This window comes from Massilia sp. BHUDP2 (assembly GCF_046236355.1).
In the GTDB taxonomy this organism is placed as follows: domain Bacteria; phylum Pseudomonadota; class Gammaproteobacteria; order Burkholderiales; family Burkholderiaceae_D; genus Telluria; species Telluria varians.
Genome location: NZ_JBJUVW010000002.1, coordinates 168,238 through 191,725, shown reverse-complemented (window position 1 = coordinate 191,725; position 23,488 = coordinate 168,238). Strand labels below are relative to the sequence as shown.

21 protein-coding genes and 1 tRNA gene are annotated in these 23,488 nt (G+C 65.9%); 11 read left to right on the top strand and 11 right to left on the bottom strand.

Going from position 1 to position 23,488, the window contains the following annotated elements; translation table 11 throughout:
* Positions 1–107: 107 nt before the first annotated feature.
* From thrC to moaD, 3 genes are read left to right on the top strand one after another with little or no spacing between them, the layout of a single operon-like run.
* The gene (gene thrC, locus ACK6C6_RS11620; protein WP_209586750.1) at positions 108–1,583 is read left to right on the top strand and encodes a threonine synthase; all 1,476 of its coding nucleotides are present in this window, start codon (positions 108–110) and stop codon (positions 1,581–1,583) included.
* Between the two features lies 1 nt (position 1,584).
* Positions 1,585–2,829, top strand: a complete 1,245-nt coding sequence (gene glp, locus ACK6C6_RS11615; protein WP_409267453.1) for a gephyrin-like molybdotransferase Glp — start codon at positions 1,585–1,587, stop codon at positions 2,827–2,829.
* 7 nt (positions 2,830–2,836) lie between these two features.
* Positions 2,837–3,094: a molybdopterin converting factor subunit 1 gene (moaD, locus tag ACK6C6_RS11610; protein WP_209586749.1), complete on the top strand. Its 258-nt coding sequence runs from the start codon at positions 2,837–2,839 to the stop codon at positions 3,092–3,094.
* Positions 3,095–3,128: 34 nt separating this feature from the next.
* On the opposite strand, the gene dctP is transcribed toward moaD, so the two are convergent.
* The 5 genes from dctP to ACK6C6_RS11585 form a co-directional block, all read right to left on the bottom strand.
* Positions 3,129–4,142 carry a TRAP transporter substrate-binding protein DctP gene (dctP, locus tag ACK6C6_RS11605; RefSeq protein ID WP_409267452.1) on the bottom strand — a complete coding sequence of 338 codons (1,014 nt, stop codon included), beginning with the start codon at positions 4,140–4,142 and terminating at the stop codon, positions 3,129–3,131.
* A gap of 241 nt (positions 4,143–4,383) precedes the next feature.
* On the bottom strand, positions 4,384–4,614 hold the full coding sequence (locus tag ACK6C6_RS11600; protein WP_409267451.1) for a hypothetical protein: 231 nt from the start codon (positions 4,612–4,614) through the stop codon (positions 4,384–4,386).
* A 17-nt stretch (positions 4,615–4,631) separates the two neighbouring features.
* Complete coding sequence (locus ACK6C6_RS11595) at positions 4,632–5,597, bottom strand: alpha/beta fold hydrolase (protein ID WP_409267450.1); 966 nt, start codon at positions 5,595–5,597, stop codon at positions 4,632–4,634.
* Complete coding sequence (locus tag ACK6C6_RS11590; protein WP_027864181.1) at positions 5,594–5,797, bottom strand: helix-turn-helix transcriptional regulator; 204 nt, start codon at positions 5,795–5,797, stop codon at positions 5,594–5,596. Before ACK6C6_RS11590 ends, ACK6C6_RS11595 begins: the two co-directional genes overlap by 4 nt.
* Complete coding sequence (locus ACK6C6_RS11585) at positions 5,794–6,180, bottom strand: hypothetical protein (RefSeq protein WP_409267449.1); 387 nt, start codon at positions 6,178–6,180, stop codon at positions 5,794–5,796. Before ACK6C6_RS11585 ends, ACK6C6_RS11590 begins: the two co-directional genes overlap by 4 nt.
* A 145-nt stretch (positions 6,181–6,325) precedes the next feature.
* Between ACK6C6_RS11585 and ACK6C6_RS11580 the strand changes: the two genes are divergently transcribed.
* Positions 6,326–7,573, top strand: coding sequence for a TIGR03862 family flavoprotein (locus tag ACK6C6_RS11580; RefSeq protein ID WP_409267448.1), 1,248 nt, complete (start codon positions 6,326–6,328; stop codon positions 7,571–7,573).
* Here the strand turns inward: ACK6C6_RS11580 and ACK6C6_RS11575 are convergent.
* The 6 genes from ACK6C6_RS11575 to hpnC form a co-directional block, all read right to left on the bottom strand.
* Entirely contained in the window at positions 7,563–8,369 is an 807-nt protein-coding gene (locus ACK6C6_RS11575) for a head GIN domain-containing protein (protein ID WP_409267447.1), read from the bottom strand. The two genes, ACK6C6_RS11580 and ACK6C6_RS11575, sit on opposite strands and share 11 nt — an antisense overlap.
* 2 nt (positions 8,370–8,371) lie before the next feature.
* A complete protein-coding gene (locus tag ACK6C6_RS11570) occupies positions 8,372–9,166 on the bottom strand; it encodes a DUF1700 domain-containing protein (protein WP_409267446.1) in 795 nt (264 codons plus the stop codon).
* Positions 9,167–9,196: 30 nt separating this feature from the next.
* Positions 9,197–9,358: a hypothetical protein gene (locus tag ACK6C6_RS11565; RefSeq protein ID WP_409267445.1), complete on the bottom strand. Its 162-nt coding sequence runs from the start codon at positions 9,356–9,358 to the stop codon at positions 9,197–9,199.
* A 36-nt stretch (positions 9,359–9,394) separates the two neighbouring features.
* Positions 9,395–10,801 (bottom strand): hydroxysqualene dehydroxylase HpnE, encoded by a 1,407-nt coding sequence (gene hpnE, locus ACK6C6_RS11560; protein WP_409267444.1) that lies wholly within the window; start codon positions 10,799–10,801, stop codon positions 9,395–9,397.
* Positions 10,788–11,621 carry a presqualene diphosphate synthase HpnD gene (gene hpnD / locus ACK6C6_RS11555; protein ID WP_409267443.1) on the bottom strand — a complete coding sequence of 278 codons (834 nt, stop codon included), beginning with the start codon at positions 11,619–11,621 and terminating at the stop codon, positions 10,788–10,790. The genes hpnE and hpnD overlap by 14 nt, the downstream gene beginning before the upstream one ends.
* Positions 11,622–11,697: 76 nt before the next feature.
* Positions 11,698–12,507 carry a squalene synthase HpnC gene (hpnC, locus tag ACK6C6_RS11550; protein WP_409267442.1) on the bottom strand — a complete coding sequence of 270 codons (810 nt, stop codon included), beginning with the start codon at positions 12,505–12,507 and terminating at the stop codon, positions 11,698–11,700.
* Positions 12,508–12,649: 142 nt separating this feature from the next.
* Between hpnC and ACK6C6_RS11545 the strand changes: the two genes are divergently transcribed.
* The 7 genes from ACK6C6_RS11545 (at position 12,650) to lon (ending at position 23,464) form a co-directional block, all read left to right on the top strand.
* Positions 12,650–13,774: an efflux RND transporter periplasmic adaptor subunit gene (locus ACK6C6_RS11545; protein ID WP_409267441.1), complete on the top strand. Its 1,125-nt coding sequence runs from the start codon at positions 12,650–12,652 to the stop codon at positions 13,772–13,774.
* Positions 13,771–16,869 (top strand): efflux RND transporter permease subunit, encoded by a 3,099-nt coding sequence (locus ACK6C6_RS11540; RefSeq protein ID WP_409267440.1) that lies wholly within the window; start codon positions 13,771–13,773, stop codon positions 16,867–16,869. Before ACK6C6_RS11545 ends, ACK6C6_RS11540 begins: the two co-directional genes overlap by 4 nt.
* Before the next feature lie 188 nt (positions 16,870–17,057).
* Positions 17,058–17,144: transfer RNA gene (locus ACK6C6_RS11535), tRNA-Leu, on the top strand.
* A 31-nt stretch (positions 17,145–17,175) separates the two neighbouring features.
* The gene (gene tig, locus ACK6C6_RS11530) at positions 17,176–18,516 is read left to right on the top strand and encodes a trigger factor (RefSeq protein ID WP_209586738.1); all 1,341 of its coding nucleotides are present in this window, start codon (positions 17,176–17,178) and stop codon (positions 18,514–18,516) included.
* 218 nt (positions 18,517–18,734) lie between these two features.
* Positions 18,735–19,352 carry an ATP-dependent Clp endopeptidase proteolytic subunit ClpP gene (clpP, locus tag ACK6C6_RS11525; protein WP_027864172.1) on the top strand — a complete coding sequence of 206 codons (618 nt, stop codon included), beginning with the start codon at positions 18,735–18,737 and terminating at the stop codon, positions 19,350–19,352.
* Positions 19,353–19,513: 161 nt separating this feature from the next.
* Positions 19,514–20,782 carry an ATP-dependent Clp protease ATP-binding subunit ClpX gene (clpX, locus tag ACK6C6_RS11520; RefSeq protein WP_027864171.1) on the top strand — a complete coding sequence of 423 codons (1,269 nt, stop codon included), beginning with the start codon at positions 19,514–19,516 and terminating at the stop codon, positions 20,780–20,782.
* A gap of 270 nt (positions 20,783–21,052) precedes the next feature.
* Positions 21,053–23,464, top strand: a complete 2,412-nt coding sequence (gene lon / locus ACK6C6_RS11515) for an endopeptidase La (protein ID WP_409267439.1) — start codon at positions 21,053–21,055, stop codon at positions 23,462–23,464.
* The last annotated feature ends 24 nt before the right edge of the window (positions 23,465–23,488 follow it).

Here is a 23,488-nt window from a genome sequence, read left to right as displayed (position 1 = left end):
CGGGGCCGCGCTTGGGCGCGGCCCGTTTTTTTTTGCAGCACAGCATACGAAGCGCTGGGGCGCTATAATAAAAGTTCAACTTTGGCCCCAACCGGATCCCGACCCGTATGCATTACGTCTCCACCCGCGCGACCAGCGCGTCCGCAGCACGCAATCCCCAGCGCTTTTCCGACATCCTGCTTGCGGGCCTCGCCCCGGACGGCGGTCTGTACCTTCCCGAAGAATACCCGCAGGTCACAGGCGAGGAACTGAACGCCTGGCGCACGCTCTCCTACGCCGAACTCGCCTATGAAATTTTGCGCAAGTTCGCCACCGACATCCCCGACGCCGACCTGCGCGCCCTGACCGCGAAGACTTACACTCCCGAGGTCTATCGCAACGCACGCGCAGGCGAAGCAGCGGCCGACATCACCCCGCTGCGCGTGCTGGAGGACGGCGCAGGCGGCAAGCTGGTGCTGCAGGCCCTGTCGAACGGCCCGACCCTGGCCTTCAAGGACATGGCCATGCAACTGCTCGGCAACCTGTTCGAGTATGCGCTGGCGAAGAACAACGACGAACTGAACATTTTTGGTGCCACCTCCGGCGACACCGGCAGCGCGGCCGAGTATGCGATGCGCGGCAAGCGCGGCGTGCGCGTGTTCATGCTGTCCCCGCACAAGAAGATGAGCGCCTTCCAGACCGCGCAGATGTTCAGCCTGCAGGACCCGAACATCTTCAACATCGCCGTCGAAGGCGTCTTCGACGACTGCCAGGACATGGTCAAGGCGGTGTCCAACGACCTGTCCTTCAAGGCGCGCCACAAGATCGGCACCGTCAACTCGATCAACTGGGCGCGCGTGGTGGCCCAGGTGGTGTACTACTTCCGGGGCTACCTGGCGGCCACCACCAGCAACGACCAGAAGGTCTCGTTCACCGTCCCGTCGGGGAACTTCGGCAATATCTGCGCCGGCCACATCGCCCGCATGATGGGCCTGCCGATCGACAAGCTGGTGGCCGCCACCAACGAGAACGACGTGCTCGACGAATTCTTCCGTACCGGCGTGTACCGCGTGCGCAAGCCCGCCGAGACCTTCCACACCAGCAGCCCCTCGATGGACATCTCGAAGGCGTCCAACTTCGAGCGCTTCGTGTACGAACTGGTGGGCCGCGACGCCGAGCGCACCCATGCCTTGTTCCGCAAGGTCGACACCCATGGCGGCTTCGACCTGTCGGGCGGTCCCGGCAGCGACGGCGACGAATGGAAGCTGGTCGGCCAGTACGGTTTCGCCTCCGGCAAATCGACCCACGCCGACCGTCTCGCGACCATCCGCGACGTGGCGGACGACTACGACATCACCATCGATACCCACACCGCCGACGGCATCAAGGTCGCGCGCGAACACATGCAGCCCGGCGTGCCGATGATCGTGCTCGAAACCGCGCTGGCCGCGAAATTCAACGAGACCATCCTGGAAGCGCTGGGCCAGGATGCCGAGCGCCCGGCCGGCTTCGAGGACATCGAGTCGCTGCCGCAGCGCTTCGTCGTCATGCAGCCGAGCGTGGAGGCGATGAAAGCCTACATCGCCCAGCACACGGGCTTGTGACATGAAGCCGCCCATGCTGTCCGTGCGCGAGGCCCTGGGCCAGCTGCTCGACGCGGTGCGTCCGGTGGTCGACAGCGAGACGGTGCCGACCCTCGAGGCGAATGGCCGCGTGCTCGCCGAAGACCAGCTCGCGACCATCGACGTTCCCTCCGCCGACAACACCCAGATGGACGGCTACGCGGTGCGCGCGCTTGACTGCGAGAGCGGCAGCGCGACCCTGCGCGTGACCCAGCGTATTCCCGCCGGCAGCGTCGGCGAGCCGTTGGAGGCCGGCAGCGCCGCCCGTATCTTCACCGGCGCCCTGATTCCGCCCGGCGCCGACGCCGTCGTCATGCAGGAGCAGTGCGAGGCGGTGGGGGACAGCGTCACGGTGCGCCACGCGCCGCGTCCGGGGGAGTGGATCCGCCGGACCGGCGAGGATGTCGCCGCTGGCGCCGTGATCCTGCCGGCCGGCACCCGCCTGCGCAGCCAGGAACTCGGCCTGGCCGCCTCGGTCGGCCTGGCCCGGCTGCCGGTTCTGCGCCGCGTGCGGGTCGCGGTGTTCTTCACCGGCGACGAGCTGGCCATGCCGGGCGAGCCCTTGCAGCCGGGCGCCATCTATAACTCCAACCGCTTTACCCTGCGCGGCCTGCTGGAGAACTTCGGCTGCGCCTTCACCGACTACGGCATCGTGCCGGATTCGCTGGACGCCACCCGCGCCACCCTGCGCGAGGCGGCCCGCGAGCATGACCTGATCATCACCTCGGGCGGCGTGTCGGTGGGCGAGGAAGACCACATCAAGCCCGCCGTCGAAGCGGAAGGACGGCTGAACATGTGGCAGATCGCGGTCAAGCCGGGCAAGCCGCTGGCCTTCGGCGAAGTCCGCCGAGAAGGCGGGCTCGCAAGCAGCTCCACCGGAGCTGCTTGCTTCTTCATCGGCCTGCCCGGCAATCCGGTCTCGAGCTTCATCACCTTCCTGCTGTTCGTGCGGCCCTTCCTGCTGCGCCTGCAGGGCGTGAGCGGCCCGGTGGAGCCGCGCGGATACACCATGCGCGCCGACTTCACCCTGCCGAAGGGCGACCGCCGCAACGAGTTCCTGCGCGTGCGCGTGAACGCGGCCGGCGGCCTCGACCTGTTCCCCAACCAGGGCTCGGGCGTGCTGACCTCGACCGTCTGGGGCGATGGGCTGGTGGACAATCCGCCGGGCCAGGCGATTCTTGAAGGCGACCTGGTACGTTTCATCCCCTTCGCCGAACTGCAGCATTAGGATGCACATGAAGATCACATTGCGGTATTTTGCGTCGGTGCGCGAGCAGCTCGGCACCGCTCAGGAAAGCCTGGAGCTGCCGGAGGGCGTGGCGACCGTAGGCGCGGTGCGCGCGCACCTGACTGCGCGCGGCGGCGTGTGGGCCGAGGCATTGGGACCGGACCGGGCGGTGCGCACGGCCCACCAGCAGGTGATGTGCGGACCGGACACGGTGGTAGCGGATGGCGCCGAAGTGGCATTCTTCCCGCCCGTGACGGGCGGGTAGGCCGGGCGGTGTAGCCGCCCAGCCGTTTGAAACATCAGATCATCGCGATCGACTGTTCCGCCAGCGCCAGCAGCTTGGCGCAGCTCGCACTGCGCTCGGCATACTCGCGCCATGCATTGGTGCGCGCCACCGCCTGCCACTTGCGCAGTGCTTCCGCATTCAGGTCGACGATCTGGGCGCCGCTCTTGGCGTACACCGATGCCACCGCGGCGTCATCCGCACGCGCGGCCTTGAGGGCGAAGGCTTCCAGTTCGGCGCCCACGGCCATGACCGCCGCCTGCTGCTGCTTGGTGAGGCGGTCGAACACGGTGCGCGACATCATCAAGGGCTCGAACATGAACCAGTAGGCGCCGCCGCGCGCCGTGGTCAGGGCGCGCGCCGATTCCTGCAGGCGGAACGAGATCAGCGAAGTCGAGGACGTCAGCGCCGCATCCAGCCGGCCGTCGCGCATGGCGGCCGGGATCTCGTTGGACGGCATGTTGGCCACGGTAGCGCCGGCGTCGAGCAGCAGGCGGTCCATTTCCGGCGAACCGCCGCGGACCTTGAGGCCGGCGACGTCTTCCGGATGCACGATCGGCTTGCCGGTTGATGCGACGCCGCCGGCCTGCCAGATCCAGCTGACCACGACCAGGCCCTGGTCGTTCAGGATGCGGGTCAGTTCGCGGCCGACCGGCGCATTCTTCCAGGCATAGCCCTGCTCGTACGAGGTGACCAGGCCCGGCATCAGGCCGATGTTGGCCTCCGGCGCCTCGGCGCCGGCATAGGACAGCGGCACCAGCGCCATGTCCAGGCCACCGCTGCGCAGCGCGCCGATCTGGGCGCCGGGGGCCATCAGGCTGGCGCTTGGGTGGATCGAGAACTTCAGGCCGCCGCGGGTGCGCCGTTCGACGTTGGCCGCGAACATGCGGCACAAGCGGTCGCGGAAATCACCTTCGGCCAAGCTGGCGCGCGGGAACTGGTGGGAGATCTTCAGGTTTGGCTGCGCCCATGCGGACTGCATCCAGAGTGGGCTGGACGCGATTGCGCCCAGCATCGTCCTACGGGACATTGCTGCCCTTGTCATTACCGACATACACATCCTCCAAGATGTTGAAACGGACTGCCTTGGCGAATCGTGGCCGACCTCGTCGAGCGGGCGCCATCGTTCGTTGTAGCGGGTACAAGAATATTCCTGTTACATGTATTGTCAAGCAGAATCTTATGGATATGACAAATGCATGCATACGCCAGGGCGGCAGTATGGCTTTACCGTCCCGGCGCCGCCTTGATGCAGCCTGGAGGATGTCGCATCAGCGCTTCGTGTCCGGATGGCGGCACATCGCGCAGCTCGCCCCGCGGTCTGCCCGGTAGTAGCGCGAACCGATGAAGATGGCGGAGGCCATTAGCGACCACGCCAGCGATTCACGCCAGCCGGTCTCGAACGCCTCGCCGCGCAGGAACACGTCGATCGCGACCAGCAGGGCGAACATCGAGCCGGCCGCCAGCAGGTATTGTCCGCTCCAGTAGATCAGCTTTTGCATCAGGTTCTCCTTCGTGTTCACAGGTGTTTGAGGAAACGGCGGACTGCATCGGCCACGGCTTCGGGCTGGTCGACCATCGCGAAGTGGCGCGCCTTGTCGATGGCTTCGACCTCCAGGCGTGGGGTGCCGCTCATCAGCTCCCGATAATACGCCAGCTTGTCGGCGATGGTGATGTTATTCAGGACCACGGCGTCCGGCGCGTAATAGGGCACCAGCACCAGCACCGGGGCCTTCACATTCGTGAGGCCAGGCCGCAGGTCGCGCGCCAGCACCGCGCCGACCCAGGCGGCGACGGCCGCGGGATCGCTGCGCGCGGTGAGCCTGGCCGCATCGTCGGCCTTGCCGATGTCGACCATGCCGATGGCGCGCATGTACTGGTGCTGCTGCGCGACGAAGGCGGGGCCGGTGACCGCCAGCATCTGCTTGCGCGTGCCCTCCGCCATCGCGGCGCGCTGCTCCGGCGGCATGTCTTCGGTGCGCGGGAACACCGGCAGGCCGTCGATGGCGACCACGCCGCCCACCTGCTGGGGCAAGTCCTGGGCCAGCGCGAGCGCCAGCGTCGCTCCCAGGCTGTGGCCGACCAGCACCGGCTTGGACAGCTTGCGTGACGCGATCAGCTCGGCGAGTGCGCCCTTGGCCGCGTCGAAGGGGTCGCCGTCCACCGCGGGGCGGCCGTCGAAGCCGGGCAGGGTCACGACGTAGACGCTGTGGCCGGGGGCGAAATCGCGCACCATCTGCCCCCACACCCAGCCGCCGCTGGACAGGCCCGGCACCAGCACCAGCGGCCGCGGGCCGCTACCGTGGCGCTCGACCAGCATGCCCTTGATCTCGAAGCGCTCGGCGGGCGTGGGCTGGGCGGCGAAGCGGTTCGGCGCCTCGGCGGCCGCCGGCCCGTGGGCCGCCGGCCCCTGCGCCGCGGCGCTGGGAACAAGGCTGGCGCCGGCCAGGCCGACGAGTAGTGCGAACAACAGGGATGCTTTCATGCTGACTCCTGGTCTGGGATGAAGATCGATTCGATCGGTAGTTGAAACAGCCTGGCAATCGCGAAGGCCAGCGGCAGGCTGGGGTCGTAGCGGCCGGTCTCGATCGCGTTCACGCTCTGGCGCGAGACGTCGAGCATGTCGGCCAGCTCGGCCTGGCTCCAGCCGCGTTCGGCGCGCAGGGTTCGGATATGGTTGTTCATCGGTCGAGCAGTTTACGCAGCAGCTGGACCAGGACGGTGGCGCCGCACAGCACGCACCACACGGTAAACATGGACAGCTTCGGGTAGCCGGCCGTCTCCAGGAAGCCATAGCTGAAGGTCAGTCCGGCGGTGATGGCTGCGGCCAGGGCGACGTTTTCCAGCAGCCGCATACGCAGGTATTCGTCGATCCGGCCGAAGTGGCGCGCGATCACCCACAGGGCGGCGCAGAAGCCGATCATCGGCGACAGCAGCACCAGCGTGCGCGCCAGGCCGTCTTCCATCGGCCGGCCCCAGCGGATCGCGGCGAGCAGCAGGACCATGTACAGCCCCAGTGCGCCCATCAGTTCGCGGACGTAGACTTTTCCAACCCGCTTCTCATGCATGACATCCTCCACAAAGTAAAGTATGCTTTACATCATAGTCAAGCGAACTTGACATGTCAAGCTCCCTTTACATCGACTCGCGCATTTTATGCAAGGCGCAAACTCGACTACAATGCCGCTCCTTCGCTTCTCCCCGATATCGCCGATGAACCAGCCGCCCAACCCAAGCAAACGCGTCGCCGTGATCGGCGCCGGTCCCGCCGGCCTGATGGCCGCCGAAACCCTGGCCGCGGGCGGGGTGCAGGTCGACGTCTACGATGCGATGCCCTCGAGCGGCCGCAAGTTCCTGCTGGCCGGGAAGGGCGGCATGAACATCACCCATTCGGAGCCGCTGCCGGCCTTCCGCAGCCGCTACCGCGAACGGGAGCGCGAAGTCGGGCGCTGGCTGGAAGGCTTCGACCCGCAGGCGGTGCGCGACTGGATCCATGGACTCGGCATCGACACCTTCGTCGGCAGCTCCGGACGCGTGTTCCCGCTCGAGATGAAGGCCGCGCCGCTGCTGCGCGCCTGGCTGCACCGGCTGCGCGAGGCGGGGGTGCGCTTCCACATGCGGCACCGCTGGCTCGGCTGGCAGGACGGCCGCCTGCGCATGGCCACCCCGGACGGCGAGATCCTGTTAGAGGCCGACGCCACCGTGCTGGCCCTGGGCGGCGCCAGCTGGGCGCGGCTCGGCTCCGACGGCGCCTGGGCGCCGCTGCTGGCCGAACGCGGTGTCGGCGTGGCGCCCCTGGTCCCGTCCAACTGCGGCTTCGACGTCGACTGGAGCGCGCACTTCAGGGAGAAACATGCGGGCGCGCCGCTGACCACCGTGGCGATCGCCTGGCGCGGCGCAGGGGGCGCCCTGGAAAAGCGCCAGGGCCAGTTCGTCGTGACCGAGACAGGTATCGAGGGCAGCCTGGTGTACGCCGTCTCGGCCCCCTTGCGCGACCAGATCGCGGCCGAAGGCAGCACTACCATCTGGCTCGACCTGCTGCCCGATCTCGACGAGGCGCGCGTGCTGGCGGAAGTCGAGCGTCCGCGCGGCTCGCGCTCGATGTCGAGCCACCTGCAGGGGCGCCTCGGGATCAAGGGCGTGAAAGCCGGCCTGCTGCACGAATGCCTGTCGAAGCAAGCGTATGCCGACCCAGGCAGGGTGGCGCGGGCGCTCAAGGCCTTGCCGCTCGTACTGGTGCGTCCGCGCCCGATCGATGAGGCGATCAGCAGCGCGGGCGGGGTGCGTTTCGAGGCGCTGGACGGGAACAGCGCGATGCTGCGCGCGCTGCCGGGTGTGTTCGTGGCGGGAGAAATGCTCGACTGGGAAGCGCCGACCGGCGGCTACCTGCTCACCGCCTGCTTCGGCAGCGGACGCGCCGCCGGGGGCGACGCGCTCGCCTGGCTCGGCTTTACTCGCTGAAGGTCACCGAGCCGCTGCCGCTGCGGCTGACGTTGCGCTCGGCCGGATTGCCGGTCACTTCGATGTCGCCGCTGCCCGAGATCGAGGCCGCGACGCTCTGGCGCGCATGCACCGTGCTGCGGCCCGAGCCGGTCTGGCTCACCTCGACCTTCTCGGCGCGCAGGTGGCGCGCATCGAGTTCGCCGGAACCGCTGGCATTGGCATGCAGTTCGCGGGTGCCGCCGACGATGGTCAGGTGGCCGGAACCGGTCAGCACGGCATCGAAGCGCTCGATGCTTGGGCCCGCATTCAGGTCCAGTTCGCCGCTGCCGCTGAGGGCCGCGTCGACCTGGCGGAAGCGCCCGTTGAAGCGCAGGCTGCCGGAACCCTGCATGCGTGCTTCGATGCGCTCGCCCGAGAAGCCGTTGACGCTGCTGTCGCCGCTGCCGTCGATCTTGACGCTGTCCAGGCGCGGCAGCACCAGTTCCACCTGCAGCGGGCGGCGGTGGCCCAGCACCATGCCGCGCAGGCCGATGTGCAGTACCTCGCCGTCGGCATTCACGTCGACGTTGTTGAGCAGGCGCGCCTCGCCGCGCACCTCGAGCGAGGGCGTCGCACCGTAGCGCACGTTCAGGTCGATCGGTCCATCCAGGTCGATCGCCGTGATTGCGGCCGGCACCTCGCGCTTCTCGCTGCTCACCTGGCGGCCCTCGCTGGCCGCGGCCACGCCGTTGGCGCGCAGCGCCGCATAGCTCAGGCCGATCAGGACGAAGGCCAGCATCAGGAGGCTGAATCCGACTTTCAGCAATGCGCGCATGTTCAGGCTCCCCGTAGAAGCGACAGGTTCATCCTGACGTAGCGCTTCAGGCCGATGAAGGTGTACTTGGTGATCACCAGCGACAGCAGGAACAGCAGGATCCCGCCGAGTACCATGGCGAAGCCGACCAGGGTCTGGGTGGTGCGCGATTCGCCGTCCATGTCGGTGCTGATCCGGATGCCGGCGTCGGCCACCTTCTCGGCGCGGCGGATGACGATCGAGGACTTGGCCACCTCGGCCGGGTCGTCGGCGGCAGCGCTGTCTTCCTCCGGCTCGTCCTCGTAGACATGGATGCCCTGCTTTCCGATCGAGACCCGGGTGCGGCTGTTCTCGACCGTTTCGCGGCGCTCGCCGTCGGCCATGACTTCGATCCGGTGCAGCGGATTGTTCAGCACCAGCTCGCTGGCGCCGGCCAGGCCGCTGGCGGTGATCGCGATGCCCGAGACGTAGAAGCCGAGCGCGGTGCCGTAGACCGCGACCAGCAGCGAAGCGTACACGGCCGCCGGGATCGCCATGAAGAGGTTAAAGACCAGCAAGCCAACGCCGGCGACCAGCATGCGCACGGCGTTGGCAGGGGACTTCTTTTCCTTGAACGCGTCCATGTGGGCGTTGGCGCGCAGCGTCACCGCGACTTTGCGCGGGTCGTCGAGTTCTTCGGCGATGCTGGCCTCGCTGCGGCCCGCAGCGACGCCGTCCACGAAGCGCTGCTCATACCAGGCCAGGGTCTTGGCCTGGATCTGCGGCGGCAGGCCGCCCAGGGCCCGCTTGAGCGCGTCGAGATATTCCAGTTTGCCCATGTTGAGCCGTTCCGATCAGAGTAGTGGATATCAGTGGTGACTGAGCGCCGGGATCGCGCCGATCGCCAGCGCGGTGTCGCCCTTGCTGCCGCCGATGAGTTCGGGCTCGACCAGCACGGCGGTGCTGAAGGCCACGACGGCCACCAAGGCCAGGGCGCGCACACCGAGTTCGAAGTTGCTCATCTTGTTCATGATCTTGTTCAATCCGTAAGGCCTGTTTCGATGCTGCTACTTTACGGAAGTCGGCTCCTGGCCGCCATCGGTGTGCGACAGTCTGCGTTTTTCTGGGGGCAGCTTGCCGTAGGCACGGATAAGCGTGGCGGCCGCTACGCCGCTCTGCACGGCGGTCTCGAGCGTCGCCGGGTAGTCGCCGGCCGTGTAGTCGCCCGCCAGCACCAGGCCGGGCAGGGGTGTTTCATTGCCTGGGCGAAGCAGGCCCGGGGTGCAGGAAAAGGTCGCGCGCTTCTCGGTGATCACCCGGGTCCACTCCGGCGTGGCCAGCTCCGGGCGGCGCAGGTCGTGGGCCAGCTGGGCCGCGATCATCTTGCCGAGCGCCCCCTGGTCGAGCGCTGCCGCCTCGGCGGCGGCGCTGACCACCACCGCCAGCAGGCCCGGCTGGGTGGCATCGAGCTGGCCCCGGTCGAAGGCGAACTGGCCCCAGCGCCCCTGCGCCGGATCGTCGAGCAGGGCGTAGAAGGGCAGGTCGAGGCGCACCGACGCGTCATACTGCAGGTAGCAGGTCGCGATCGGCTCGTAGGCCAGCGCAGCCAGCTGCGCGGCCACGTCCTGCGCGTGCGGCGCCAGGATGGCGGCGGACTGGGTGGCGGGTGTGGCCAGCACCAGGGCGTCGAATTCGGCATCGCCGCCGCTCAGGCTGAGCCGCCAGCCGCTGTCGGTGGGCGCGGCGGCCGTGAGCTTGCACCCCAGGTGCACCTCGCCGCCATGCTGCGCGACGAAGCGCGCCGCCGCCTGCGGGAACAGGGCGCCCATGTCCATGCGCGGCAGCAGCATGTCCGAGGCCGCGCGCCGCTTCGCGCCCAGGCTGTCGCGCAGCACCGCCAGGAACACCTTGGCCGAGGCCCGTTCCGGCGGCGTGTTGAGCGCGGCGATGCACAGCGGATGCCACAGCAGGCGGTTCAGGCGCGGGGTCTGGTCGAAGCGCTCGAGCAGTTCGTCGACGGTGCAATCGTTGTACAGCACCCACCCCATCGTGCGCGCCGCGGTGGTGAAGCGGGCCAGGGCCAGCTTGTCCGCGCGCGCCAGCCCCTTGGCGCGTACCAGGGCGGCAAGCAGGTGCAGCGGCGCCGGCCAGCGCGGAGCGACGAAGTCCATGCCGCCGCTGCCCTCGGGATAGCGCATCTGCACCGGCAGGCGCAGCAGGGCCTGGTCCGGATCGATGCCGACCCGGGCCAGCTGGCGCAGGGTTTCGCCATAGGCGCCCAGCAGGATGTGCTGGCCGTTGTCGAGCATCCTTCCCCCCACCTCGACGCCGCGCGCGCGGCCGCCGAGGCTGCGCGCGCTTTCCACCAGGGTGACCCGGGCGCCGCCGGCCGCCAGTTCGACCGCGGCGGCGCAGCCGGCCCAGCCGCCGCCGGCCACGGCGACCCGCAGGCCGCTCGTGTCAAGTGCGGACATAGGTCTTCCAGGCCAGCCACAGCTTGCGCAGCGGCGTGAGCGAGATGCGCTGGTTCAGCACCTGGAAGTTGTCGCGCGCGATCTCGTCGAGCAGGGTACGGTAGATGGCGGCCATCATCAGGCCGGGGCGCTGGGCGCGCCGGTCTTCTTTCGGCAGCAGGGCCAGGGCCTCGTCGTAGGTGCGCTGGGCGCGTTCATTCTGGAAGCGCATCAGGGCCTCGAACTTCTCGCTGTGGCGGAAGTTGAGGATGTCGGCGGCGGTCACGTTGAACTGCTGCAGCTCGTTGACCGGGATGTAGATGCGGCCCTTGCGCGCATCGTCGCCGACGTCGCGGATTATGTTGGTCAGCTGGAAGGCCAGGCCGAGCTTCTCGGCATAGGCCAGGGTCTCCGGCCTGGTGTAGCCGAAGATGCTGGCCGACAGGATGCCGACCACGCCGGCCACCCGCCAGCAGTACTTCTGCAGGCCGGCGAAGTCGAGGTAGCGGCTCTGGTCGAGGTCCATCTCCATGCCGTCGATGATGGCCTGCAGGTGCTGTTCTTCCAGCTTGTAGGTCGCGACGTGCGGCTGCAGCGCCTGGGTCACCGGGTGCGTCGGCGAGCCCTTGTACATGGCCGAGACTTCGGTGCGCCACCAGGCCAGCTTGATGCGCGCGACCGACGCGTCGGAAGTTTCGTCGACGGTGTCGTCGACCTCGCGGCAGAAGGCGTACAGCGCGGTGATCGCGCGGCGGCGCTCCGGCGGCAGGAACAGGAAGCTGTAGTAGAAGCTGGAGCCGCTTTGGACCGTCTTATGCTGGCAGTATTCGTCGGGGGACATGTATTTATTGTTTTGTTGCTGATTGCTGAGGCGAATCCGCTATCTTAGCCGATACGGATAGCTCTGCGAACATCGATCACATCTTCAAAGCGCGCCAGGCCACCACGATCCAGTCCGCCGCCGCCAGGGTCGGACGGCGCCGGAACACGTCGTACTCGGCCTTTTCGATCGCTTCCAGAATGCGCAGCCCGCCCTGCACCATGAGGCGCAGTTCCCAGCCGATGCGGCCCGGCAGGCGGTGCACCAGCGGGGTGCCGCTGAGCATCAGGGCGCGGGCGCGCTCCACCTCGAAGCGCATCAGGGCGCGCCAGGCCGGAGTGGCCGGCGCGGAGGCCAGCTCCGCCTCCGACACGCCGTGCCGCTCCAGGTCTTCCAGCGGCAGGTAGATGCGGCCCTTGGGCAGGTCGATCGCGACGTCTTGCCAGAAATTAATGAGCTGTAGCGACGTGCAGATCGCGTCCGAATCGCGCAGGTTGCGCTCGTCGACGGCGTCGTAGAGTTCCAGCATCAGCCGCCCGACCGGGTTGGCGGAGCGCCGGCAATAGTCGAGCAGCGCGGTGTAATCGGCATAGCGGGTGGTGCTCACGTCCTGGCGGAAGGCCGACAGCAGGTCGTGCATGGGCGCGACCGGCAGCCGGAACTCGCGCACCACGCCGGCCAGGCGCCCGAACAGCGGGTCGGCGGGCGTGTGGCCGCGTTCGATGGCCGCGAGCTCCCGCCCATAGCGCTCCAGCTCGGCCAGGCGCTCGGGCGGGGCGGCGTCGCCCTCGTCGGCGATGTCGTCGGCGCTGCGGGCGAAGGCATAGATGGCCTCGACCGCGGGCGCCAGGCGGCGCGGCAGCAGGAAGGAGGCAACCGGGAAGTTCTCGTAATGCTCAACTGGCATATTTGACTGTTGACTCTAATGTCGGGTTTCTGGCTCTGTCACTGATTATAATTGCTTGATTACAAATGCCCTAACTTGGCACATGATCGACAGGGGACCCCACGTGTCTGCATCTCCGAAGTTTCGTCCGACCTTTTCCCTCATGCGCGCCGCATACGCCGCGCCCTTGCTGCTCTTCCTCCTGGCCGGATGCGGCAAGGAGGAACCCAGGGTGGAGGAGGTGCGCCCGGTGCGCGCCATCGTGCTGGCCGCCGGCGCCGGCGGCGAGCGGGTCGAGTTCTCGGGCGACGTGCGCCCGCGCTACGAATCGCGGCTGGGCTTCCGGGTGGGCGGCAAGATCGTCGAGCGCCGGGTCGACGTCGGCGCCAATGTCAAGGACGGCCAGGTGCTGATGCGCCTCGATCCGCAGGACCTGCGCCTGGCCGAGGCGCAGGCGCGCGCCACCCTGCGCGCCGCCGAGACCGAGCGCGATCTGGCCCAGGCCGACTACAAGCGCCACCAGAACCTGCGCGCCCAGAATTTCGTCAGCCAGGCCGTCCTCGATGCCAAGCAGGCGGCGCTGCGCGCGGCCCAGGCCAACGTCGATGCGGCGCGCGCGGGCTTCCGCGGCCAGTCGAACCAGGCCGGCTATGCCAACCTCGAATCGGACGCCGACGGCGTGGTGACGGCGGTCGACGCCGAAGTCGGCCAGGTGGTGGCCGCCGGCGCGCCGGTGGTGCGGGTGGCCCGCACCGACGAGAAGGAAGTCGTGATCGGCATCCCCGAAGACCGGGTCGAGGCGCTGCGCCAGGCCAGCAACGTCAACGTGCGCCTGTGGGCCAACCGCGACGAAGACATTCCCGGCAAGATCCGCGAAGTCTCGCCGGTGGCCGATCCGGCGACCCGTACCTATACCGTCAAGGTGTCGATCCCGGCGCGCGCCGACATCCGGCTCGGCATGACGGCCACGGTGGAAATGAGCACCGGCGGCGGGGCGAACGCCGCGGCGCTGCGGGTGCCGCTCAGCGCCCTGGTCCAGGACAAGGGCGTGACGGGCGTCTGGGTCGTTGACAAGGGCGTGGTGCAGATGCGCAAGGTTAAGGTGGCGGGCCAGTCGGGGAACGACATCCTGCTCTCGGGCGGCGTGCAGCCCGGCCAGACCGTGGTGACGGCCGGCGTGCACCTGCTCAAGCCGGGCCAGAAGGTGCGCATCCTGACGGCCGACGTGGCGCGCCGCGGCGATACGGAGGCCGCCGCAGTCGGCGGCGCCGATGGAGCTGGCAAATGAGGGGTTTCAACCTGTCGCGCTGGGCGCTGGAGCACATCCCGCTCACGCGCTACCTGATCGCCGCGCTCCTGATCGGCGGCATCCTGAGCTACCAGCAGCTGGGCCAGGACGAAGACCCGCCCTTCACCTTCCGCGCGATGGTGGTGAGCGCCGTGTGGCCTGGGGCCACCGCGGTGCAGATGGCCGAGCAGGTGACCGATCCGCTCGAGAGGAAGCTGCAGGAGACGCCCTACATCGAGCGCATCCGCAGCTTCTCCAAGCCGGGCGAGACCACCATCCTGGTCTTCCTGCGCGAGTCCACGCCGCCCCTTGAAACGGCGCCGACCTGGTACCAGGTGCGCAAAAAGGTCGGCGACATGGCGGCCACCCTGCCGCAGGGCGTGGTCGGGCCCTTCTTCAACGACGAATTCGGCGACACCTACGGCTCGATTTTCGCGCTTTCGGGCGACGGTTTCACGCCGGCCGAGATGCGCGACTACGCCGACTTTGTGCGCCAGCAGCTGCTCAAGGTGCCGCTGGTCGCGAAAGTGGAGCAGTTCGGCGTGCAGGCCGAGAAGATCTACATCGAATTCTCCAGCAAGAAGTTCGCCCAGCTGGGCGTGCCCTTCGAGCAGATCGTCAACCAGATCGCTACCCAGAACCAGGTCGAGGCGAGCGGCGTCCTGGTGACGCCGAGCGACAACCTGCAGGTGCGCGTCACCGGCGCCCTGAAGAGTCTCGAGTTGCTGGAAAACCTGCAGCTGCGCGCCGGGAATACCACTTTCCGGCTGGGCGACTTCGCTACCGTGAAGCGCGGCTACCAGGACCCGCCGCGCGACAAGATGCGCTTCAACGGCAAGGAAGTGATCGGCCTGGGCGTATCGATGGAAAAGGGCGGCAACATCATCCGTCTCGGCGAGGGCCTGGACGAGACCGTCGCCCGCGTCAAGGCCCAGCTGCCGGTCGGCATCGAGCTCGAGCGCGTGTCGAACCAGCCGCAGGCCGTCACCGCCTCGGTCAACGAATTCATTAAGGTGCTGATCGAGGCGGTGGTCATCGTGCTGGCCGTGTCCTTCATCGCGCTCGGCCTGCACACCAAGCCGAAGCTGCGCATCGACGTGCGCCCCGGCCTGGTGGTGGCGCTGACGATTCCGCTGGTGCTGGCAATTACTTTTCTCTTCATGCGGGTGCTCGACATCTCGCTGCACAAGATCTCGCTGGGCGCCCTGATCATCGCGCTCGGCCTGCTGGTGGACGACGCCATCATCGCGGTCGAGATGATGGTGCGCAAGATGGAAGAGGGCCTGTCGCGCTTCGAGGCCGCCACCTTCGCCTACACCTCCACCGCGATGCCGATGCTGACCGGCACCCTGATCACGGCGGCGGGCTTCCTGCCGATCGGCCTGGCCAAGTCGGCCGCCGGCGAATACACCTTCACGATGTTCTCGGTGAACGCGCTCGCCCTCTTGATCTCGTGGGTGGTGGCGGTGGTGTTCACGCCCTACATCGGCTACATCCTGCTGAAGGTCAAGCCGCACGGCCAGGGCGAATCTTCGCACGACGTGTTCGATAGCCCGGCCTACGAGCGTTTCCGGCGCCTCGTGAACCGCTGCGTCGAGTGGCGCAAGACCACGATCGCCCTGAGCCTGGGCGTGTTCGCGCTGGGCGTGTTCGGCTTTAATTTCATCGAGAAGCAGTTCTTCCCGGATTCCAGCCGTCCCGAACTGATGGTCGAGATGTGGTCGCCGGAAGGCACGAGCTTCGCGGCGAACGAGGCGGTCGTCAAGCGCTTCGAGGGTTTCCTCAAGCAGCAGCAGGGCGTGCAGAGCGTGACCAGCTATGTCGGCACCGGCAGCCCGCGCTTTTACCTGCCGCTGGACCAGATCTTCCCGCAGTCGAACGTGTCCCAGCTGGTCGTCCTGCCGGTGGATGCGGCCGCGCGCGAGGCGCTGCGCTTGAGAATCGAGGAAGCCTTCCGCAATGACTTCCCCGAGGTGCGCGGGCGCGTGAAGCTGCTGCCGAACGGGCCGCCGGTGGCTTATCCGGTGCAGTTCCAGGTGCTGGGTCCGGACATCGGCGTGGTGCGCAAGGTCGCCGACGAGGTGAGGGAAGTCATGCGCGCCAATCCGAACACGGTGGGCGTCAACGACAACTGGAACGAGGCGGTCAAGGTGCTGCGCCTCGACCTCGACCAGGACAAGCTGCGCGCGCTCGGCGTCACCTCGCAGGCGGTGCGGCGCGTGATCAACACCACGCTCACCGGCACGCCGGTGGGCCAGTTCCGCGAGACCAACCGCCTGATCGACATCGTGGTGCGCCAGCCGCTCGAAGAGCGTTCGACCATCACCCGCCTGTCGGAGGCCCTGGTGCCGACCGCCGCCGGCGGCGCCGTGCCGGTCGGGCAGGTGGCGCGCGTGGCCTTCGTCTGGGAGCCGGGCGTGGTCTGGCGCGAGGGGCGCGAGTGGGCCATCATGGTCCAGTCCGACGTGGTGGAAGGCATCCAGGGCCCCACCGTCACCGCCCAGGTGGACGAGAAGCTGGCCGCGATCCGCGCCAGGCTGCCGGCGGGCTACCGCCTCAAGGTGGAGGGCGCGGCGGCCGACAGCTCGGATGCGGAAGCCTCGATCATGGCCAACGTACCGCTGGTGCTGTTCATCGTGTTCACGCTCCTGATGCTGCAGCTGCACAGCTTTTCGCGTTCGTTGCTGGTCTTCCTCACCGGGCCGCTCGGGATCGCGGGTGCGGCGATGGCGCTCTTGGTGTTCGGCCGGCCCTTCGGTTTCGTCGCCAACCTGGGCGTGATCGCGCTGTTCGGCATGATCATCCGCAATTCGGTGATCCTGGTGGACCAGATCGAGCAGGACATCGCGGGCGGGGCAGAAGCCTGGGACGCGATCGTCGAGGCGGCGGTGCGGCGCTGCCGGCCGATCCTGCTGACGGCCGCCGCGGCGGCGCTGGCAATGATTCCGCTGTCGCGCTCCGTGTTCTGGGGACCGATGGCGGTGGCGATCATGGGCGGCCTGCTGGTGGCGACGGCGCTCACCCTGCTGTTCCTGCCGGCCCTGTATGCGGCGTGGTTCCGGGTCAAGAAGCCGAGCGGGCCGAAAATCACCTAGGCTGGAGGACGGGCTCCTCTATATAGATGAGCTCCCATCCCCACACGCACAGCAAAAAACGCCCCAATAGTGACAGAAAATCCAGTAAAATAATCGATTGAAGTTGTAGCCCCTAAACAGAGGAGTGCAGGGCGGCCGGTTTCACTGTCGGGCGCCCTTTGTTTTTGTGGCAAAAATGCAATCCTTCCGCGAGGATGGCGAAATTGGTAGACGCACCAGGTTTAGGTCCTGACGCCAGCAATGGTGTGGGGGTTCGAGTCCCCCTCCTCGCACCACGAATAATTATTTTTTTGGACGATTTTTATAATGGCAACTGCAGTCGAAACCCTGGGTAAACTCGAGCGTCGCTTGACGATCACTTTTCCGGTAGCTGACGTCCGTACGGAGGTCGAAAAGCGCCTCAAGAAGCAGGCCAAGACGGCAAAGGCCCCGGGCTTCCGCCCAGGCAAGGTGCCGCTCAAGATGGTCGCTGCGCAGTACGGTTACCAGATCGAATCGGACGTGCTGAACGACAAGGTCGGCCGCGCGTTCAACGAAGCCGCCAACGAGAACCAGCTGCGCGTTGCCGGTTTCCCGAAAATCGAACCGAAAGAGGAAGCACCGGAAGGCATGCTGGCCTTCGACGCGACCTTCGAAGTCTATCCTGAAGTCGTGCTGGGCGACCTGGCCGCCACCGAGATCGAAACCGTTGCCGCCGAGGTGAGCGACGCCGAGATCGACAAGACCATCGACATCCTGCGCAAGCAGCGCGTGCACTACCACACCAAGGGTGAAGAGGGCGAGCACGGCACCGGCGGCGAAGCCGTGGCTGCCAACGGCGACCGCGTCACCGTGGACTTCGTCGGCAAGATCGACGGCGAAGAGTTCGCCGGCGGCAAGGCCGAGAACTACGCATTCGTGCTGGGCGAAGGCCGCATGCTGCCGGAATTCGAAGCCGCGACCGTGGGCCTGAAGGTCGGCGAAAGCAAGACCTTCCCGCTGCCTTTCCCTGAGGATTACCATGGCAAGGACGTGGCCGGCAAGACCGCCGAGTTCACCATCACCCTGAACAAGCTCGAATGGGCCCACATGCCGGAAGTCGACGCGGAATTCGCCAAGTCGCTGGGCATCGAAGACGGCTCGATCGAGAAAATGCGCGAAGACATCAAGACCAACCTGGAGCGTGAAGTCAACGCCCGCATCAAGGCCCGCAACAAGGAAGCCGTGATGGACGCGCTGGTCAAGTCGACCGAACTGGACGTGCCGAAGGCCATGATTCAGCAGGATTCGGAGCGCCTGGCCGAGATGACCCGCCAGGACATGGCGCAGCGTGGCATGGACGTCAAGGCAATGCCGTTCCCGCCGGAAATGTTCGCCGACAAGGCCGAGCGCCGCGTGCGCCTGGGCCTGATCCTGTCGCAGCTGGTGCAAGATAACAACCTGCAGGCGACCCAGGAGCAGGTCAAGGCCCAGATCGAAGACTTCTCGCAGAGCTACGAAGATCCGAAGGAAGTCCTGAAGTACTACTACAGCGACCGCCGCCGCCTGGCCGAAGTGGAAGCTCTTGTATTGGAAGAAAACGTCGTTAACTACGTCCTCGGCAAGGCGAAGGTCAGCAGCAAGACCATCGCTTTCGATGAACTGATGGGCGGCAACGTCCAGGGTTAATAGATTCCGATCTGCAAAGCTGTTGTGGTTTAATCGTAGGGTGGGCGGGTCTCCCGCCCACGCGGTGATAGTTAAAGGCGAGATCGCCGAGCCCGGTATCGGAGCCGATGACTATCACCGCGTGGGCAGCGGAGCTGCCCACCCTACGTGTCTGTGGAATTCGCACGCAACTGCTAGAATTGGCTTTCTGAACCCTATTTACAAGGAACGAGACAGGTATGATTCGTAATCCGGCATTGGATACCCAAGCACTCGGCCTCGTGCCGATGGTGGTCGAACAAAGCGGCCGCGGCGAGCGCGCCTATGACATCTACTCGCGCCTCCTCAAAGAGCGCGTGATCTTCCTGGTCGGCCCTGTCAACGACCAGATGGCCAACCTGATCGTGGCCCAGCTGCTGTTCCTGGAAAGCGAGAATCCGGACAAGGACATCTCGCTGTACATCAACTCGCCGGGCGGTTCGGTCTCGGCGGGCCTGGCGATTTTCGACACGATGAACTTCATCAAGCCGGACGTCTCCACCCTGTGTACCGGCCTGGCCGCCTCGATGGGCGCCTTCCTGCTGGCCGCCGGCGCCAAGGGCAAGCGTTTCTCGCTGCCGAACTCGCGCGTCATGATCCACCAGCCGTCCGGCGGTTCGCAGGGCATGGCTTCGGACATCGAGATCCAGGCCAAGGAAATCCTGTACCTGCGCGAGCGCCTGGCGCGCATCATGTCCGAGAACACCGGCCAGAGCATCGAGCAGATCCACCGCGACACCGACCGCGACCGCTTCATGTCGGCGGAAGAGGCCGTTGAATACGGCATGATCGACCGCGTGCTGACGAACCGCGCGTAAGGAAAGCGCGTTGCGACGCCGCCAAGGTGTTGCCAAAAAACGCCCGGGCGCAAAACGTGTTCGGGCGTTTCGTTTTTATTTCGGGTAGCATGTTCGTGTGCGCACTTGTTGCGTACCCGTATTAGCGTTATATTCAAGCAACTTATTAGATAACCTGCCCCATGTCTGACAAAAAATCCTCCAGCGGCGAAAAACTTCTGTACTGCTCGTTCTGCGGAAAGAGCCAGCACGAAGTCAAGAAGCTGATCGCGGGACCGTCGGTGTTCATCTGCGATGAATGCATCGACCTGTGCAACGACATCATCCGCGACGAGACTTCCAATGTCGAATCGGTGGCGGGCGCCAAGTCCGATCTGCCGACGCCTCACGAAATCACCGAACTGCTCGACCAGTACGTGATCGGCCAGCAGACGGCCAAGCGCATCCTGTCGGTGGCGGTGTACAACCACTACAAGCGCCTCAAGCACCTGGGCAAGAAGGACGACATCGAACTGGCCAAGAGCAACATCCTGCTCGTCGGCCCGACCGGTTCCGGCAAGACCCTGCTGGCCCAGACCCTGGCGCGCATGCTCAACGTCCCCTTCGTGATCGCCGACGCGACCACGCTGACCGAAGCTGGCTATGTCGGTGAAGACGTCGAGAACATCATCCAGAAGCTGCTGCAGAGCTGCAACTACGAAGTCGAGAAGGCCCAGCGCGGTATCGTCTACATCGACGAGATCGACAAGATCTCGCGCAAGTCCGACAACCCGTCGATCACCCGTGACGTGTCGGGCGAGGGCGTGCAGCAGGCCCTGCTCAAGCTCATCGAGGGCACCATGGCCTCGGTGCCCCCGCAGGGCGGCCGCAAGCATCCGAACCAGGACTTCGTCCAGATCGACACGACCAACATCATGTTCATCTGCGGCGGCGCCTTCGACGGCCTGGCCAAGATCATCCAGAACCGTTCGGAAAAGAGCGGCATCGGTTTCGCGGCCACGGTCAAGAGCCAGACCGAGCGCGCCAACAGCGAAATCCTGATGGAAGCCGAGCCGGAAGACCTGATCAAGTTCGGCCTGATCCCGGAACTGGTCGGCCGTCTGCCTGTCGTTGCGACCCTGAGCGAGCTGACGGAAGAGGCGCTGATCCAGATCCTGATCGAGCCCAAGAATGCCTTGATCAAACAGTACTCGAAGCTGCTTGAAATGGAAGGCGCCGAACTCGAAATACGTCCTGCGGCACTGCACGCGATCGCGCGCAAGGCCCTGGCACGCAAGACCGGCGCCCGCGGCCTGCGCTCGATTCTCGAGCATGCACTGCTGGACGTTATGTACGAACTGCCAAGCCAGCAGAACGTGGTGAAAGTCGTGATCGATGAAAATACGATCACGAATGCTGCGAAACCTTTGCTGATTTATAGCGAAACGCCAAAAGCTTCTGGCGAGAACTAAAAAAAGGCGCGTTCTTTTGCCACAAAAGTCTTGCCGTACGGATTCTTGAAGGTACAATTTACTTCAATAAAAGACGCCGGCTTCAATCGAAAAGCCACTCGCGAGCTCGCTCGCGCAGTGGCTTTTTCATTTGAAAACGCGTTTTTTATCGGAACGGCTATATTTTCTAAACATTGATATTCTTTTACTCGTAGAAAATATATTCGCGGTGGTCTTGAGATTTGCGCTGCGAGTGCCCAAGTTCAGCAACACGTTTCTATAAGGTATGCCATGACAACTTCGAAATTAACCGAGCAAACGACGCTGCCTCTCCTGCCGCTGCGCGACGTGGTCGTGTTCCCGCATATGGTGATACCTCTGTTCGTCGGCCGTCCGAAATCGATCAAGGCCCTGGAGGCCGCGATGGAGCAGGGCAAGAGCATCATGCTGGCTGCCCAGAAAGCCGCCGCCAAGGACGAACCTTCCGCCGCAGACATCTACGAGATCGGCTGCGTGGCCAATATTCTGCAAATGCTGAAACTCCCCGACGGCACCGTGAAGGTCCTGGTCGAGGGCGCCCAGCGCGCGCGCATCGATCACATCACCGATGGCGCCACCCACTTTACCGCCGAGCTGACCCCGGTCGCCTCGGAAATCGGCGACGACTCCGAAGTCGAGGCGATGCGTCGCGCCATCGTCCAGCAGTTCGACCAGTACGTCAAACTCAACAAGAAGATCCCTCCCGAGATCCTGGCCTCGCTGGCAGGCATCGACGACGCCGGCCGCCTGGCCGACACCGTGGCCGCGCACCTGCCGCTCAAGCTCGAGCAGAAGCAGGTCATCCTGGAAATCTTCAACGTCGCCAAGCGCCTCGAGCACCTGCTCGGCCAGCTGGAAGGCGAACTGGACATCCTGCAGGTCGAGAAGCGCATTCGCGGCCGCGTCAAGCGCCAGATGGAAAAGTCGCAGCGCGAGTACTACCTGAACGAACAGGTCAAAGCGATCCAGAAGGAACTGGGTGAAGGCGAAGAGGGCGCCGACATCGAAGAGCTGGAGAAGAAGGTCATCGCTGCCAAGATGCCGAAAGAGGCATTGGAAAAGGCGCAGGCCGAGATCAAGAAGCTCAAGCTGATGTCGCCGATGTCCGCCGAAGCCACCGTCGTGCGCAACTACATCGACACGCTGGTCGGCCTGCCGTGGAAGAAGAAGTCGAAGGTCACGATCGACCTCGAGAAGGCCCAGCAGGTGCTGGAAGCCGATCACTACGGCCTCGACAAGATCAAGGAACGCATCCTCGAGTACCTCGCGGTGCAGCAGCGCGTCGACAAGCTGAAGGCGCCGATCCTGTGCTTCGTCGGTCCTCCGGGCGTGGGTAAAACCTCGCTGGGCGAATCGATCGCCCGCGCCACCAACCGCAAGTACGTGCGCATGGCACTGGGCGGCGTGCGCGACGAGGCCGAGATCCGCGGCCACCGCCGTACCTACATCGGCTCGATGCCGGGCAAGGTGCTGCAGTCGCTGTCCAAGGTTGGCGTGCGCAACCCCTTGTTCCTGCTCGACGAAATCGACAAGATGGGCGCGGACTTCCGCGGCGATCCGTCCTCGGCCCTGCTCGAGGTGCTGGACCCGGCGCAGAACCACACCTTCAGCGACCACTATGTGGAAGTCGATTTCGACCTGTCGGACGTGATGTTCGTGGCCACCTCGAACTCCTTCAACATCCCGCCGGCGCTGCTGGACCGGATGGAAGTGATCCGCCTGTCGGGTTACACCGAGGACGAGAAGACCAGCATCGCGCAGCGCTACCTGCTGCCGAAGCAGATCAAGAACAACGGCCTGAAGGAAGGCGAGATCAAGGTCGAGGAATCGGCGATCCGCGACATCATCCGCTACTACACCCGTGAAGCGGGCGTGCGTTCGCTCGAGCGCGAGATCTCGAAGATCTGCCGCAAGGTCGTCAAGATGCTGCTCCTCACCAAGGCCGAGAAGAAGATCACGGTGGGCGCCAAGAACCTGGACAAGTTCCTGGGCGTGCGCCGCTACGACTTCGGCGTGGCCGAGAAGGAAAACCAGATCGGCCAGGTGGTCGGCCTGGCCTGGACCGAGGTGGGCGGTGACCTCCTGACCATCGAAGCCGTGAACGTGCCGGGCAAGGGCGCCATCATCCGCACCGGTACCCTGGGCGACGTGATGAAGGAGTCGATCGAGGCGGCGCGCACGGTGGTCCGTTCGCGTGCCCAGCGCTTCGGCATCAAGGCCGAAGCGTTCGAGAAGACCGACATCCACATCCACGTGCCGGAAGGCGCGACGCCGAAGGATGGTCCGTCGGCCGGTATCGGCATGACGACGGCGCTGGTCTCGGCCTTCACCGGTATCCCGGTGCGCGCCGACGTGGCGATGACCGGCGAGATCACGCTGCGCGGCGAAGTCCTGCCGATCGGCGGCCTGAAGGAAAAGCTGCTGGCGGCGCATCGCGGCGGCATCAAGACGGTCCTGATCCCCGAGCAGAACGTGAAGGACCTGGCCGAGATTCCGGACAACGTCAAGAACAAGCTCGAGATCGTGCCGGTGCGCTGGATCGAGAAGGTCCTGGAAGTTGCGCTGGAGCGCCAGCCGGAGCCGCTGGCGGAGGTGGCGGCGGCACCGGTGGCCGTCACGCCGAGCGCGGCTGCGGAGGGCTCGACCGAAGTGGTCAAGCACTGATCGCTCGATTGAACGAGGAGACAG

Bases quoted from the DNA above. Each gene is read 5' to 3' on its own strand.
- ACK6C6_RS11585 (WP_409267449.1), bottom strand. From the start codon at position 6,180: ATGCATGAGAAGCGGGTTGGAAAAGTCTACGTCCGCGAACTGATGGGC.
- moaD (WP_209586749.1), top strand. From the start codon at position 2,837: ATGAAGATCACATTGCGGTATTTTGCGTCGGTGCGCGAGCAGCTCGGC.
- clpP (WP_027864172.1), top strand. From the start codon at position 18,735: ATGATTCGTAATCCGGCATTGGATACCCAAGCACTCGGCCTCGTGCCG.
- ACK6C6_RS11600 (WP_409267451.1), bottom strand. From the start codon at position 4,614: ATGCAAAAGCTGATCTACTGGAGCGGACAATACCTGCTGGCGGCCGGC.
- hpnD (WP_409267443.1), bottom strand. From the start codon at position 11,621: ATGTCCCCCGACGAATACTGCCAGCATAAGACGGTCCAAAGCGGCTCC.
- dctP (WP_409267452.1), bottom strand. From the start codon at position 4,142: ATGTCCCGTAGGACGATGCTGGGCGCAATCGCGTCCAGCCCACTCTGG.
- ACK6C6_RS11545 (WP_409267441.1), top strand. From the start codon at position 12,650: ATGCGCGCCGCATACGCCGCGCCCTTGCTGCTCTTCCTCCTGGCCGGA.
- ACK6C6_RS11590 (WP_027864181.1), bottom strand. From the start codon at position 5,797: ATGAACAACCATATCCGAACCCTGCGCGCCGAACGCGGCTGGAGCCAG.
- ACK6C6_RS11580 (WP_409267448.1), top strand. From the start codon at position 6,326: ATGAACCAGCCGCCCAACCCAAGCAAACGCGTCGCCGTGATCGGCGCC.
- hpnC (WP_409267442.1), bottom strand. From the start codon at position 12,507: ATGCCAGTTGAGCATTACGAGAACTTCCCGGTTGCCTCCTTCCTGCTG.
- tig (WP_209586738.1), top strand. From the start codon at position 17,176: ATGGCAACTGCAGTCGAAACCCTGGGTAAACTCGAGCGTCGCTTGACG.
- ACK6C6_RS11570 (WP_409267446.1), bottom strand. From the start codon at position 9,166: ATGGGCAAACTGGAATATCTCGACGCGCTCAAGCGGGCCCTGGGCGGC.
- thrC (WP_209586750.1), top strand. From the start codon at position 108: ATGCATTACGTCTCCACCCGCGCGACCAGCGCGTCCGCAGCACGCAAT.
- ACK6C6_RS11595 (WP_409267450.1), bottom strand. From the start codon at position 5,597: ATGAAAGCATCCCTGTTGTTCGCACTACTCGTCGGCCTGGCCGGCGCC.
- ACK6C6_RS11565 (WP_409267445.1), bottom strand. From the start codon at position 9,358: ATGAACAAGATGAGCAACTTCGAACTCGGTGTGCGCGCCCTGGCCTTG.
- glp (WP_409267453.1), top strand. From the start codon at position 1,585: ATGAAGCCGCCCATGCTGTCCGTGCGCGAGGCCCTGGGCCAGCTGCTC.
- ACK6C6_RS11575 (WP_409267447.1), bottom strand. From the start codon at position 8,369: ATGCGCGCATTGCTGAAAGTCGGATTCAGCCTCCTGATGCTGGCCTTC.
- clpX (WP_027864171.1), top strand. From the start codon at position 19,514: ATGTCTGACAAAAAATCCTCCAGCGGCGAAAAACTTCTGTACTGCTCG.
- hpnE (WP_409267444.1), bottom strand. From the start codon at position 10,801: ATGTCCGCACTTGACACGAGCGGCCTGCGGGTCGCCGTGGCCGGCGGC.
- lon (WP_409267439.1), top strand. From the start codon at position 21,053: ATGACAACTTCGAAATTAACCGAGCAAACGACGCTGCCTCTCCTGCCG.
- ACK6C6_RS11540 (WP_409267440.1), top strand. From the start codon at position 13,771: ATGAGGGGTTTCAACCTGTCGCGCTGGGCGCTGGAGCACATCCCGCTC.